Origin of the sequence: Variovorax sp. S12S4 (genome assembly GCF_023195515.1) — a bacterium.
Lineage (GTDB): Bacteria > Pseudomonadota > Gammaproteobacteria > Burkholderiales > Burkholderiaceae_C > Variovorax.
The window spans coordinates 1,155,001-1,168,636 of sequence record NZ_JALPKR020000002.1; the positions used below are offsets into that span (position 1 = coordinate 1,155,001).

At 67.8% G+C, this 13,636-nt stretch carries 12 protein-coding genes and 1 pseudogene (1 of these 13 cut by a window edge); 5 read left to right on the top strand and 8 right to left on the bottom strand.

Annotated features, from left to right (window positions below; genetic code table 11):
- Positions 1–136 (top strand): annotated as a pseudogene (locus M0765_RS29400) (ATP-binding cassette domain-containing protein) (it extends 1,770 nt beyond the left edge of the window).
- 92 nt (positions 137–228) lie between these two features.
- Positions 229–1,962 carry a phospholipase D family protein gene (locus M0765_RS05955; RefSeq protein ID WP_258502546.1) on the top strand — a complete coding sequence of 578 codons (1,734 nt, stop codon included), beginning with the start codon at positions 229–231 and terminating at the stop codon, positions 1,960–1,962.
- A 26-nt stretch (positions 1,963–1,988) separates the two neighbouring features.
- On the opposite strand, the gene M0765_RS28985 is transcribed toward M0765_RS05955, so the two are convergent.
- The 4 genes from M0765_RS28985 to M0765_RS05980 all read right to left on the bottom strand — a co-directional run bounded on the left by M0765_RS28985 (position 1,989) and on the right by M0765_RS05980 (position 6,966).
- Positions 1,989–2,897, bottom strand: a complete 909-nt coding sequence (locus M0765_RS28985; RefSeq protein WP_274708761.1) for a copper chaperone PCu(A)C — start codon at positions 2,895–2,897, stop codon at positions 1,989–1,991.
- Between the two features lie 37 nt (positions 2,898–2,934).
- Entirely contained in the window at positions 2,935–5,217 is a 2,283-nt protein-coding gene (locus M0765_RS05970) for a TonB-dependent receptor (RefSeq protein ID WP_258502547.1), read from the bottom strand.
- Between the two features lie 115 nt (positions 5,218–5,332).
- Positions 5,333–5,704 carry a DUF2946 family protein gene (locus M0765_RS05975; protein WP_258502548.1) on the bottom strand — a complete coding sequence of 124 codons (372 nt, stop codon included), beginning with the start codon at positions 5,702–5,704 and terminating at the stop codon, positions 5,333–5,335.
- Between the two features lie 11 nt (positions 5,705–5,715).
- On the bottom strand, positions 5,716–6,966 hold the full coding sequence (locus tag M0765_RS05980) for a TraB/GumN family protein (RefSeq protein WP_258502549.1): 1,251 nt from the start codon (positions 6,964–6,966) through the stop codon (positions 5,716–5,718).
- A gap of 64 nt (positions 6,967–7,030) precedes the next feature.
- On the opposite strand from M0765_RS05980, the gene M0765_RS05985 reads away from it, so the two are divergent.
- On the top strand, positions 7,031–7,444 hold the full coding sequence (locus M0765_RS05985; RefSeq protein ID WP_258502550.1) for a VOC family protein: 414 nt from the start codon (positions 7,031–7,033) through the stop codon (positions 7,442–7,444).
- 101 nt (positions 7,445–7,545) lie between these two features.
- Entirely contained in the window at positions 7,546–8,595 is a 1,050-nt protein-coding gene (locus M0765_RS05990) for a toxin-antitoxin system YwqK family antitoxin (RefSeq protein WP_258502552.1), read from the top strand.
- A gap of 27 nt (positions 8,596–8,622) precedes the next feature.
- On the opposite strand, the gene M0765_RS05995 is transcribed toward M0765_RS05990, so the two are convergent.
- From M0765_RS05995 to M0765_RS06005, 3 genes are read right to left on the bottom strand one after another with little or no spacing between them, the layout of a single operon-like run.
- The gene (locus M0765_RS05995; protein WP_258502553.1) at positions 8,623–9,597 is read right to left on the bottom strand and encodes a Bug family tripartite tricarboxylate transporter substrate binding protein; all 975 of its coding nucleotides are present in this window, start codon (positions 9,595–9,597) and stop codon (positions 8,623–8,625) included.
- 5 nt (positions 9,598–9,602) lie between these two features.
- Positions 9,603–9,833 (bottom strand): hypothetical protein, encoded by a 231-nt coding sequence (locus M0765_RS06000; protein ID WP_258502554.1) that lies wholly within the window; start codon positions 9,831–9,833, stop codon positions 9,603–9,605.
- Entirely contained in the window at positions 9,830–11,626 is a 1,797-nt protein-coding gene (locus M0765_RS06005) for an FAD-dependent monooxygenase (RefSeq protein WP_258502555.1), read from the bottom strand. The genes M0765_RS06000 and M0765_RS06005 overlap by 4 nt, the downstream gene beginning before the upstream one ends.
- Before the next feature lie 82 nt (positions 11,627–11,708).
- On the opposite strand from M0765_RS06005, the gene M0765_RS06010 reads away from it, so the two are divergent.
- Positions 11,709–12,542, top strand: a complete 834-nt coding sequence (locus M0765_RS06010; protein ID WP_258502556.1) for a helix-turn-helix transcriptional regulator — start codon at positions 11,709–11,711, stop codon at positions 12,540–12,542.
- On the opposite strand, the gene M0765_RS06015 is transcribed toward M0765_RS06010, so the two are convergent.
- The gene (locus M0765_RS06015) at positions 12,499–13,578 is read right to left on the bottom strand and encodes a fumarylacetoacetate hydrolase family protein (RefSeq protein ID WP_258502558.1); all 1,080 of its coding nucleotides are present in this window, start codon (positions 13,576–13,578) and stop codon (positions 12,499–12,501) included. The two genes, M0765_RS06010 and M0765_RS06015, sit on opposite strands and share 44 nt — an antisense overlap.
- Positions 13,579–13,636 lie beyond the last annotated feature (58 nt).

Below are 13,636 nucleotides of genomic sequence, written 5' to 3' on the forward strand. Positions count from 1 at the left end.
GCTCGAACTCGACGGCGGCGCGATTTATGCCACGGACGCCTCGCGCGCCGCCGAACTGAGCCAGCGCCACGCCCAGATCGACGACGAGTTGCTGGCCGCCCTGGAACGCCAGGAAGAACTGTCCGCCGGTCGCTAGTTCGTTAGTTCTACATGGAGCTGTCACGCCGTCCCACGCCGGGACGGCGCCGACTGAGCTATATATGCGGCTCCAAATTCCCGGAAAGCCGCATGTCTTCCATCTTCGCGTTCTTCGGCCGGTCCGTCGTGCTCCTGGCCATCGTGCTGCAAGGCGCCTGCGCGCAACTGCCGGAGCATGTCGACCGGCCAGTGTCCAGCGCACTTCCCTCGCCGAGCGGCACCGCCCTGGAAGCCCTGGTCCAGCAGCGGCGAAAGGCCGACGCGGCGCGCTTCGAGTCGGGCTTCCTGCTGCTTGGCGGCCCTCCCGCCGCTTACGGTAGCCGGCTCGCGCTGATCGAAGGCGCGCAGAAGACGCTCGACCTGCAGTACTACGCCATCCATGCCGACGCCAGCACCGGCCGGCTGTTGCGCGGCATCCGGTCCGCGGCCCAGCGCGGCGTGCGCGTGCGCATCCTGCTCGACGATTTCCATAGCACCGGCCGGGATGCGCTGGTGCTGGGCCTGGCCTTCGTGCCCAACATCGAAATGCGGCTGTTCAACCCGCTCGCGGGCGCGCGCGGCTCGTCATTCGCACGCCTTCTCAATTCGGTCGGCGATGCTTCCCGCATCCAGCAGCGAATGCACAACAAGCTTTTTCTTGCCGACAACGTGCTCGGCGTGACCGGCGGCCGCAACCTGGGCGACGCCTATTTCGGCAATGCGCTGAAGGGCAACTTCATCGACGTCGACATTCTGGCGGCCGGCCCCATCGTGCAAGACCTGTCGCGCAGCTTCGACAGCTACTGGAACAACGAACGCGCCTACCCCGTGCAATCGCTGGTCAAGCGCGAAGAATTGAAAGCCATCCGCGAGCGCGCGGCGCAGGCTGACCGCGAGCTGGCCGACGAATCGGCCCGCGCGCAGAACCCACCGCCGACAACCACCGACGGCGAACCGAAACCCGGCACGGCGCCCACGCCCGCGCAACTCGCCCGCGCCTGGGACGAAAAGCCGCTTGATCTGAAGACCGCCCGCTTCGTCTGGGCGCCCGCGGTCATGCTTGCCGACCAGCCCGGAAAGATTCCGGCTGATAGGGGCCCCGAGCAGACAAAGGCGCCCGGCCTGGTGGTGAGCCAGCCTGGCGACGCGGCCGGCTCCTCGCGGCGCGCGGCATCGCTCCAGGCCAGCTCCGACATTGCCGCGGGCAGCGACACGGTCGTCGAAGGTCTGCTGCAGCTGATTGGCCAAGCGCGCAGCGACTTGCTCATCATCTCGCCCTATTTCGTGCCCGGCCCCGACATGAAGCAAGCCTTCGCGGCAGCCCGCGGACGCGGGGTTCGCATCCGGGTGCTGACCAATTCGCTCGCGTCGAACGATGCGCCGGTGGCGCATGTCGGCTACGCGCGCCATCGCGAAGACCTGCTCAAGCTCGGCGTGGAACTCTACGAACTGCGCAGCGAGCAGGCCAGCGTCAGCAACGCATTCGGGTCTTCCGGCAGCGGCAACCTGGGCGAGTCGCGCTCCATGCTGCACTCGAAGGTGCTGGTGATGGACGGCCGGCTGCTGGTGGTCGGATCGATGAATCTCGACTTGCGCTCTCAGTTGCAGAACACCGAAATCGCGCTTCTGGTGCGAAGTGCCGAGCTCTCCCGCGCAGCCTCCGAGCAGATCGAGCGCGGCATGCGCGAAGGCTCGTGGCGCGTCGAACTGAACGATCGTTCATTGCTCTGGCGGGCGCCCGAGGGCAGCGGGCTGAAGGACACATCCACCGAGCCCGACGCCAGCCTGACCCTGCGCCTGCTGCTCAGGCTCTTCGGTCCACTGGCGCCCGACCAGTTGCTGTAAGCGCTTCCCGCCGGGCGCCGGGCGGGTCAGTGCTTGTGCTGGTGAGCCGGTGCCGCCGCATCGGCACCTTCGGGCGCGCCCACCGGCAGCTTCAGCTCGAGCGAGGTCTTCTGCCCCTTGGCATCTTCGAAGCGGAGCGTCACCGGAACGGTCGATCCCTTGGTCAACGGCTGCTTCAGGTCCATCATCATTACGTGGTAGCCGCCCGGCTTGAGTTCGACGGTCTGGCCCGCGGGAAGATCGAGGCCGCCCGGCAGCTCGCGCATCTTCATGGTGTCGCCTTCCATCTTCATCTCGTGCACCTCGGCCACGCCGGCCGCTGGCGTCGCAATGCCGACCAGCTTGGTGCCCGTGGGCGCGGTGAGCTTCATGAAAGCACCCGTGCCGCTCTGGCCCGGCACCGACTGGCGCACCCAGCCGTCGCGCACGTCGACCGTGGCCACGCCCTGCGCCACCACGTCGAGCTTAGCGGCGGGCGTCTTGAGCCCCGCGGTCGAGTTGCCTGTTGCGGGCACTTCGGCCCAGTCGATGCTGCCCACGTCGCAGGTCTGCAGCACCTTGAACCACAACGGTCCGGGCGTGCCGGGCACCTTGCCGCGCAGCACGAATTCGGCGCGTTCGCTGGCGGGCAGCGCGGTTTGCGCGCTTTCGGCGGTCCAGCGCACCTCGCCGTCGCCGGCGTTCTTCTGCACATCGAGCTTCCAGCCCTTGCGCGCCTGCGCGTCGCTCAGGACAAATCCCTTGGGCAGGCGAACGGCCAGGCCCGTGGTGGCCTTGGCGCCTTCGCAGGCATGGCCCACGCGGAACGCCGCGTTGTAGTCGCTGCCGACGGTCGCTCCGCCTCGCGGCAGGGTGACGTGGGCAAAGCCTGTGGTCGCGCTGGCGAGCATGGCACATGCGGCAACGGTCTCGAGGATGATGCGCGGGTGGTTCATTGAGGAAACTCCTTGAAGAAATTGAGAAAAAAGAAAATCAGAGGTCGAACTTGAGCTCGGCCACGAAGGTGCGTTGCGTATAGGGATGGAAAGCCCAGTACTTGTTGTTGTTCAGGTTGTCGATGCCCACGGCGGCGCTCCATTGCCGGTCGAAGCGGTAGCGAATGCGTGCGTCGACCACGAAGAACTTCGAAAAGCCCATGTACGCCGCGCCGTTCGTGTCGCTGTTATCGAGCGTGCCGTACTGCGTGCCGCTGTAGCGCGCGCCCACCGTGTAGCTCCATCTCGCGTCAGGCCGGTAGGTGGCGAGCAGCGTGGCACGCACCTTCGGCACGCGCGGCTGGTCGCGGCCCACGCTGGCGGCAAAACCGCTGTTGGCGGCAATCCTCGACCGCGTCAGCGTAAGGCTGCCGCCCAGGTCCAGCCCCTTGATGCCCACGTCCACCGCATTCAGTGCCACCTCCAGGCCGCGCGTGCGAATTGCATCGACGTTCTGCACCGTGCTCACCAGGTTGGTGAGCGCCTGGCTGTAGAGCGCATCTTTCGTGTTCTCGAAGAACAGCGAGGTGCGCAGCACGCCGTCGACGCCCCAGCCCTTCAGGTCGCGCTCGGCGCTGAGCTCGGTGGTCCACGAGCGCTCCGGCCGCAGGTTCGGGTTGGTATTGACGATGCGGTTGCCTTCGATCGACCCCTGGTAGAGCTCGCTCACGGTCGGCATGCGCACCGCGCGGCCGGTCGAGGCCTTCAACAACCAGTCGGGCGTGGCCTGCCAGGCGATGGCCGCCTTGGGCGAGTCGTAGCTGTTCTTGCGCGGCGCAAAGTCGAGCAGCCTCGTCGCATTGCCGAGCTGGCCGCCGTAGGCTTCCCACCGTTCATGGCGCAGGCCGAGCGTGGTCTTCCAGTTGTCGGCGAAGCGCCAGGTGTCCTGCACATAGAACGACTGCAGCCGCGTGTTGCCGTTGAAGGCAGAGAACGGCGTCACGGGCGGCCCATCGATCCAATCGAGCGTGTTGCCGACGCTGGTGCGCAGCCGCGCCGTGTCCTGCTGAAAGCCGAACTCGACCACATGAGCGCCCACGCCGTCGGCAGAGCCGGTCGGGCGCCAGGTGCCCGCGGCCTTGAATGTGTGCCAGCCGGAACCGCCCATGTCGGTGGTGCGCCCGGGGCCGCCGTTGAAGGCGCCCGGCAACGGTGTGGTCGGCGTGCGCGAGGTGTCGCTCGCATAGTCGAACAGGCTCGCGGCCACCTCCCAGTCGAACACACCGCCGGCGTGGCTCTTGACCGAGAGGCCATGCATGTAGTGCGTGAGCGCGGTCTCTGTCGGCGCGAGCGCGGCGCTCGGCGCGTCGAGGTTGTAGCTGCGCCCGCCGATGTTCACGCGCCCTGAATACACCGGCCGTCCGAGCGCATCGCGCAGGTAGGTGTCGACGCTGCCGTGCGTCGTGTTGTTCCACGCGCCAAGGGTGTAGGTCGCCCGCACCGTGGGCGAAAAGTCGTAGGCCACCTTCAGCTTGGCCTGCTCCTGCATGGTGTCGTAGATGGTCGAGCCGCCCACCAGCCACCATGGCTGGTTCGACGGGTTCAGCCCCAGCACCGCGCCCGTCACCGGTGTGCCCGCATTGCCCACCGTGCCGGCGCTCACCAGCCGGTTGCCGAACACCAGCGCCTGCCCTTTGCTGTGGGTGCGCGACGCGCTGAGCCACCAGGACCAGTTACCGCTGCGGCTCCCCAGCGACAGGTCGAACTGCTGCCCGGCCGGCGACGAGCGGCTGTTGTACAGGTCGAAATTCGAGGCAAAGCCGCTGAGCTTGACGTGCGCTTCGAGCCTGGTGGGCATGCGCGTCACGTAGTCGACCACGGCCCCGACCGAGTTGCCCGGATAGGCGGCGGAGAAGGGCCCGTACAGCACGTCGACCCGCTCGATTTCTTCCGGCGACACCATGCCCCAGCGCGGCGCGTAGGTGGCGCCGTTGCCCAGCGGGTTCGACAGCATGATGCCGTCGGCGAACACCAGCGACCGAGCGCTGTTGCCCGTGCCGGAGGCGCGCGTGGCAAGCACCGCATGGTTGAAATCGCCGATGTAGCGCTTGCGCACCACAAGGCTGGGCAAATATTTGAGCGCGTCCTCGCTGTCGGTCGCATTGACCGTTTCGGAGATCTGCTCGCCCGTCACACCTTCGATGGTGGCTGGGATCTGCGTCGGCAGCGAGGTCGGGCGGCCGTCACTGACCGTGACGGTGCCGAGGGTGCGCACGCCGCCGCTCTCGGGCGGCTCGGGTGCTTCTTGCGCCCACAAGGGCGCGCCAAAGGGGAATGCCATGGCAATTGCCAAGGCCCGGGAATGCTTTTTCACTGGAAACCTGCTCCACGAACTTCAAGCCAGACAGGCCGCACGCACCTGTCGATCGGCGCATGCGGCTACGGTTTTGAAAGCTTCAGGAGAAGGTGGGCGGCCCGCGCGCCGGCAATGGCGCGGCGGTGGCCGCGGCAAGGCGCGCGGCGGGAATGGACTGGACCACGCGGCCCAGCGGCAAGGGAAGATCGAAACCGGCGGGGTCCGCCGAAGGAGGCGGTGCGCCGGTGAGCACGCACAGCGGGCAGTCCATGTGCGAGGCGCCCATTTCCTGCACGCCGTCTTCGGTGTGGACCACCACCTTGACCGAGCCGACGCTCGAGCACACCAGTTCCACGGCCTGTGGGTGCACGATGGGCGACGCCACCGCCACGCCGAGCGAAAGCACAAACCACAGCAGCACCCATCGGCCGACGAGGCCAAGGAAGCGGGGGTGGTTTCGCAGCAGGTGCATGGTGTTGGCGATTATCGGCGCTGTTTGGTCTTCGTGGCCGGCACGCGTTGCGCGGGCTTGGCGCTGGGCTTGGAACCCTTGGCACTGCTGCTGCTCTTTGCGCTACTGCTCTTGGCAGTCTGGCTGCCGCGCGCACCGCGGGCGTCACGGGTATTGCGGGCATTGCGAGCGCCCCTTGCATTCCGGCCCTCCGCCTTGGGCGGTGTCACAGCCGGTGCTGCCGGCACCGCGAGCGGCGGCTGCGCGGACAGCGGCACCGCGGCAACCGTGAACCCCCGGGCCGCCAGCAGCGCAGGCAACCCTTGCGGGCCCACCATGTGCAGCGCACCCACGGCCGCAAACACGCGCCGCCCGCCCGCGTGCATGCGCTCGATGCCGTCCGCGAGCCCCGGATTGCGGTCGTCGAGCAGGCGCTTCATCAGCCGCCGTTCGGCCGGCGTGTTGATGCAGTTGCACCACTCGGGATAACGGCCCAGCTTGTCCGCATCGCCACGGGCCCAGACCTCGGCCAGCTCCTTCATCTGCGTGCGCAACTGGCCCGACTCCAGTTCGTCCAGCGCAGCATCGATCTGTTCCGCCTCTTCGGCTTCGGAATCTCCCGTGAGCATCTTCAATTGCGAGGCCGCGCTTTCCAGCGCGAACACCGGCTTGCTGTTGTTCCGCGCCGAGACGGCCAGCGTTTCGTCGACGCCGAATTCCGGGTACAGGCCATCGGCACGCGCCACCAGGCCCGCCAGCGCAGTGACCTGCAGGATGGGCTGCAGCTCTGACATGGTTCCGGGCGGCACGCAGGCGGCTTCATTCTGGCGCGCCAGCCGCTGCGCACGCTGGCCGCTCAGCAGCCGCGCCACCAGGGCCGGATCCGCCGGCTGCGTCATGGCGCGCATGGTCGCCGGATCGCGCGCGTCGAGTTCCAGCGCGAGCGCGTCGCTTTGCTCCAGCGCCTTTTGCACGGTGGGGCCCGGCCGCACCCACTCGGCTCGGCCGAGATGAATGGTTCCGTAGAGCCAGGAGGTACGCCCGTCCCGGTCGGCGCGCCACAGCAGGCCCCGGTCGACCGCATTCCATTGGCCGACCGCAGAGCCCGGCTTGCCGAGGCTGGCAATGGCCGAAGGCGGGCAGGCGGCATGCGCCGCCACCGCGAGAAGGGAACAGGCACCCGCCAGCACAAGGCGCGGCAGGCGGGCAAGAAACCACTGGCGCGCGGGCGCCTTCAAGTCGAAATTGCGCCCGGGCGCAAAGAGGGTCCGGAGTATCCGCAAGGCTTGCTCCACGATGAAAGAAAGTCCGGCATTCTCACAGCACCGCTGCCCATAATCCGGAACCATGCAGAGCATCTTCCATCTTGCCTTTCACGTTCGCGACCTCGACGCGGCCCGCCGCTTCTACGGAAATGTCCTCGGCTGTGCCGAAGGCCGCAGCACCGACACCTGGGTCGACTTCGACTTTTTCGGCCACCAGATCTCCCTGCATCTTGGCGAACCCTTCGCCACCACGCGCACCGGCCGGGTCGGCAACGCCATGGTGCCCATGCCGCACTTCGGCATCGTGCTCGAATTGCCCGACTGGCAGGCGCTTGCAGAACGGCTCAAAGCCGCCAACACCGACTTTGTGCTGGAACCCCAGGTGCGTTTCGAGGGGCAGCCGGGCGAGCAATGGACCATGTTTTTCTGCGATCCCTTCGGCAACCCGATCGAGGTCAAGGGATTCCGTTCGCTCGCCGCGCTGTACGACAAATGATTCGCCGGCGCGGGGCCGCAACGGCGACCTTGTGGTTATTCACGCTCTTCACTGCCGGCGGCGCGCATGCCGCGCTCGACTGTGAACTCAACGGACGCCGGGTGAACCCCTCCGACGGCAGCACGCTCCTCGGCGCGACAGGCCTCATGCGCTGCAAGGACCGCGCGACCGGCGAGCCCCAGCGCGAGCAGCAGGTGCAGAACGGCGCCTTCACCGGCCTGTCGCGCTTCTATGAAAAAGGCAAGCTCGCCAGGGAGCACATCCTCAATGCCGGTGGAAACATCCATGGCCTCGCCCGCGAGTACGGGCCCGAGGGGCAAGTCTTGCGCGAGGCCACGTACGACGACGGCCAGGAGCGCGGGCTGGTTCGCAGCTTCTATCCCGGCGGCCGGCTGCGCCGCGTCACTTTCTATCCCAGCACGGGAACCGACCGTGCCTTCATCGAGTTCACCGAGCGCGGCCAGTTGTCCGCGCTGCGCTGCGGCGAAACGCCCATGCTCGCGCCGGTGGCCGACGACGCCCGGCTGTGCGGCTTCACCGGCGGCCCCTCGCAGGTCCAGCTGTTCGACGCGCGCGGCTTCCTGCGTTCACGGCTGTCGTACATGCTCGGCAAGCGCGTGCGGTCGCAGGACTTCTACGACAACGGCAAGCCCTCGGTGCAAGACGAGATCAACGGCAACCAGCGCACCGAGCGCCACTTCTCATCCGAAGGGGTGAAGCGCCGCGAAACGGTGTGGCTGCTGGTCGAACGCAGCGCGGTGCGGCAACGCGAGCAGGAGTTCTCCGAAAAGGGCTCGCTGATCCGCGACCAGCGCTGGAACCCCGCGGGCGAGCCGATGCGTGACGACAGCTACTACCTGCATGGCCAGCCCCGCAGCAAGTCCGCCTACAGCGGCTCCGGCGATGCGCGCGCGGTCGAGATCACCGAGTTCTACGAGAGCGGCCAGCGCGCTGCGCATGGGCGCTATCGGGTGGCGGGCCGCGGCCGGCAAGTGCCGGTCGGCAAGCACCAGCGCTTCAGCGAAAAAGGAACGCTGCTCGCCGAATCGAGCTTCGATGCCAGGGGCCGCGTGACGCGCGAGCGCAGCTGGGACGAAAACGGCGAGCTGCAACGCGACGAGCACGTGCTGGAAGACGGCTCCAGGAAATAGCCCGCCGCTGCGAAGCGCGCGGCGAGCTCAGTCCAGCTTGATGCCGGCCTGCTTGATGATCGGCCCCCAGCGCTTCGACTCGGCGCGCGCCAGCGCTTCGAACTGCGCGGGCGTGCCCGGCATGGCTTCCATGCCGAAATCATCGAAGCGCTTTTGTACCGCCGGCGTGCTGAACGCGCGGTTCAGCTCGCTGTTGAGCTTGGCCACCGCGGCGGGCGGAAGGCCGGCCGGGCCCAGCACGCCCTGGAACGCGAACACCTCGGTATTGGGCACGCCCACTTCGGCCAGCGTCGGCACGTTGGGCAGCAGCTTGTTGCGCGCGCCGGAGCCAATGGCCAGCACGCGAACCTTGTTGCCCTGCATGATCGGCAGGCCCGAGGCCAGGTCCAGGAACATGCACGGCACCTGCCCGCCCATCACGTCGGCCATCGCCGGGGCGGCGCCACGGTATGGAATGTGCGTGATGAAGGTGCCGGTGCGAACCTTGAACATCTCCATGGCCAGGTGATGCGGCGATCCGTTGCCCGGCGAGGCGTAGTTGACCTTGCCCGGATTGGCCTTCACATACGCCAGGAACTCCTTGAAGTTCTTGGCCGGAAAGTCCGGGTGCACCACCAGCGCCAGCGGAAACTTGCCGATCGCGCCGACGTAGGTGAAGTCTTTTTCCGGATTGAACGGCAGCTTGCCGAACAGGTGCTCGTTGAAGGCCAGCACGGCGTTGTCGGCCGACATCACGGTGTAGCCGTCGGGCTTGCTCTTTGCGACCAGGTCGGCGCCGATGTTGGTCGAGGCGCCGGGCCGGTTGTCGATAACGATCTGCTGGCCCAGCGCCTGGCGCATGGCCTCGGCGAGCGTGCGCGCAATCACGTCGGTACCGCCGCCCGCGGGATAGGGCACCACCCACTTGATGAGTTGCGTGGGGTAGTCCTGCGCGCTGGCGAACGGGCTTGCGGCCATGGCGGCGCCCGAAGCGAGCGTGGCCAGAAGAGTGCGGCGGTCCATGTGGATCAGTCTCCGGTTTGTTGTGATTGGGTTGCGGACAGCGATGGTACGGGCAGCGCGTCCAGCGCGTCGGCCAATGCGCGGCGGCAACGCGCCTCGTCGCCGACCTGCTCGAACAGCAGCAGCGCGAGCCGCGCGAGAAACAGCGATTCGCGTTCGGGGCCGGCTTCGGTGATGGCGCGCGCGCACTCCGCGTAGATGCGGTCCCGCGCGTCGGGGGCGAGCGATGTGGTCATGCGGCAATCTCCTTTAAAGCAGCGGCGGCGGAGCGGCCCAACGCGCCGGTCAGCGCGCCGCCCGGCAGGTTTTGCCAGCGCGCGGCCACATGGCCGTCGGGCCGCAGCAGATAGAAGGCGCCGTCACGTGCGCCCACCGCCTCGAACACCGCCGCGTCGGCATGTGCATCGGCGCCATCGACGCCGGCACCCGCGATGACGCGAACCGCGAACGGCAGATCGCCGCGCAGCGCCTGCGCCACCTCGTCTTCCGGCAGCAAGGCGGTACCGGCCCGCGGCCGCAGCACGAGCAATGTGAAGACCGGAGCGATCCAGTCGGTCAGGTGCCCCTGCTCAAGCTGCTGCTCGGCCATCACCTCCCCGGGCAACGGGCCTGCCGCCAGCACATCGCCTTCGCTGGAAAGCGCCGAAGCCGCATAGCGCACCGCCTGCGTCTGCCGCGGATTGATCAGCTGCGCAATGCCGCGATGCGCCTCCGACAGCGACAGCGCCGCTTCGCGCATCAGGTCGAAGCCGCGGGAAGGCGGCGACATGAATTCGGTGCTGCGCATCGCGTTCTCGGCATTGACGTGGAAGGCTTCGATTCGCTCCTGCGAATACGAGTCGAGCAGCGCCGCATCCGATAGGCCGCGTGCCACGAACGCCAGCTTCCAGGCCAGGTTGTCGGCATCGTCGAAGCCCGAATTGAGGCCGCGCACACCGAAGATCGGCATCGCATGCGCCGCATTGCCGGCAAAGAGAACGCGGCCGTGCCGGTAGCTCTCGAGCGTCATCGCGCCCGCACGGTAGACCGAGGTCCACACCGTCTTCCACGGCAGGTGGCCTTCGCCAATGGCGTCCAGATGCCGCTGCACGAACTCGGCCACGGCCGCCGGCGTCAGCGCTTCTTCGGTGCTCTGGCCGGCACGCAACTGGTAGTCGATGCGCCAGATGTCATCGGGCTGGCGATGCATCAGCACGGTCGAGCCCGGGTTCCACGGCGGATCGAACCACGCGCGCCGTTCGGTCGGATGCTTGCTGTGCAACTCGATGTCGATGATGACGTAGCGCCCCTCGTAGCCCGTGCCCTCGAGCGAAAGCCCCAGCGACTTGCGCACGAAGCTCTGGCCGCCGTCGCAGGCCGCGAGCCACTGGCCCTGCAATCGGTAGGCGCGTTCGGGGTTGCGCACGTCGAGCGTCACGCCGTCTTCATCCTGCGCAATGCCGACGAGTTCGGTGCCCCAGCGGATGTCGATGAGCCCCGGCGTCGCCTCGTTGCGGCGAAAGATTTCTTCCAGCAGATAGTGCTCGGCGTAGTACTGCTCGAGGTTGATCATTGGCGGCAGCTTCTGCCGCTCGTCGTGCGGCATCTCGAAGCGGAACACCTCGGCCGTCTTGTAGAAGCTGCGCCCGCTGGTCCACGGCAGGCCCTTGGCCAGGAACGCCGGAAGCGCGCCGAGCCGCTCCATGATCTCCAGGCTGCGGCGCGAGATGCAGGCCGCGCGGCTGCCCACGCACACCGTGTCGTCGGCCTCGAGCACCACGCAGCGCACGCCGTGGTTCGCGAGCCCCAGCGCCAGCGCCATGCCGACCGGCCCGCCGCCCGCAATCACCACCGGATGGCGCCCCGGCTCCACGCCGCCCTGCTCCAGCGGCGGCGTCCACGGTTTGTAGCGCGTGTAGTGAAAGGCACCGACCGAAGGCGGCAGCCCGGTCGCGCTGGGCATCGGCGGCACGGGGCCGCTTGCGGCATCGGCGGCAATGGCGCCGGGGGCGGGAGCGGGCGCCTCGGCCGCAATGGTGGGGTTCGTCATGCAGCGGGATTGTCCCGATGCGGGGCCACGCCCGTTGTCATAACTTTGTACGACGTATTTACCCTGAGTCTGGTCTGCTCCCATGAGACGCTGGCGCATTCAACCCACTGCCGACACCACGCTGCCCGCGGCCATCGTCCGCGACGTGCTGGCGGGCATCGGCACGCCGCATCTCGCAGCCAACTGCCTTGCGGCCATGCACCGCGTGATGCCAGCGACCTTCTGCACCGTGTTCGCGGTCGATGCGACCGGCCGCATCGAGGCCGTGTCGGCGGCCAGCAGCTACGGCACCACGGCCGAACGCACCGCCGAGGGCTATGTGGCGCAGCGCTTCGACCTGCTCGACCCCAACATGACCTGGCTCGCGAAGCGCAAGCTGCCCAAGCGCGCGCAGCTGTGGCTGGGCCACCAGCGCGCCGAGGAGGTGGCCGACCCCGCCTACCGCGCCGCCTGCTACGGCGACGTAGGCATTCGCGAACGTGCGTCGGTGCTGCTGCTGACACCCACCGGCCAGCGCGTGGCGGTGAGCTTCTACCGGAGCCTGGCGCAGCCTGAATTCGACGAGCGCGACTTCGCGGCAATCGAGAGCCACGCCACCCTGCTGGCCGAGGCCACGATGGCCCACGGCCGCAGCACGGTGGCGGCAGGGAACACGGTGGCGCCCTCCCTGGCCTCGCGCCTGCTGACCTTGAGCCTGCGGGAGCGCGAAGTCATCGGCCACCTGATGGCGGGCAGCACCGCCAAGCAGACGGCGCGCGAGATCGGCATCGAGCTGACGACGGTGCGCACCCATCAATACCGGGCGTTCCGGCGGCTGGGCATACGGACACAGAAAGAGCTGCTGCGCGCCGCGGCCCCAAAAGTTCTTGAGCCTAGTCTTCAGCCGTATCGGCGGACTGGTCGGCCTGGGAATTGACCAGCGACACCGGCGCCACCTTCGGCCGCCCCGCCACCGACACCACCTCCTGGTCGATCGCGCCGAACAGCGAGTGGCCGTCGAGCCCCTTCATCTCGATGCGGATCGTGTCGCCGAACTTCATGAACTCGGTCACGGGCTCGCCGCCCTGGATGGTTTCGATGCAGCGCTTCTCGGCAATGCACGAATAGCCCTTGGGCCAGTCCATGCGGCCGTTCTTTTCCACGCCCTTGTTGCTCACGGTGCCGCTGCCGACGATGCTGCCGGCGCGCACATTGCGCGTCTTGGCGATGTGGGCGATGAGCTGGCCGAAGTGAAAGGTCATCTCCGGCCCGGCGTCGCACATGCCGACCTTGCGGCCGTTCCAGCTGCTTTGCAGCGTCAGGTGCACCCGGCCGTTCTGCCAGGCCTCGCCGATTTCGTCGAGCGTCACGGCCACCGGGCTGAAGGCGGTGGCGGGCTTGCTCTGGAAGAAGCCGAAGCCCTTGGCGAGCTCGGCCGGAATCAGGTTGCGCAGGCTCACGTCGTTGGCCAGCATCACCAGCCGGATGCCGTCGAGCGCCTGGTCGGGCGTGGCGCCCATCTTCACGTCGCCGGTAATCACCGCGATCTCGGCCTCGAAATCGATGCCCATGGCTTCGTTCGGCACCACGATGTCGTCGGTCGGGCCGAGAAAGTCGTCGCTGCCGCCCTGGTACATCAGCGGGTCCTGATAGAAACTTTCAGGCACTTCGGCGTTGCGCGCCTTGCGCACCAGCTCGACGTGGTTCAGGTACGCCGAGCCGTCGGCCCACTGGTAGGCGCGCGGCAGCGGCGCCATGCACATCGAGGGATCGAACGGAAAGGAATGGCGCGCGCGGCCGTTGTTGACCGCGTCGTACAGGTCCTGCAGCTGCGGGCTCATGAAGCCCCAGTCGTCCAGCACCTGCTGCAGCCGGCTGGCAATGCCGGTGGCGTAGTGGGCGAGCGTGAGGTCGCGCGAGACGACGACGAGCTGGCCGTCGCGGGAGCCGTCCTTCAGGGTGGCGAGTTTCATGGTGGCAATTGCGTGATGAAGGACACGGGGCGAACACGAGAGCCGGCGCCGCGCCCAC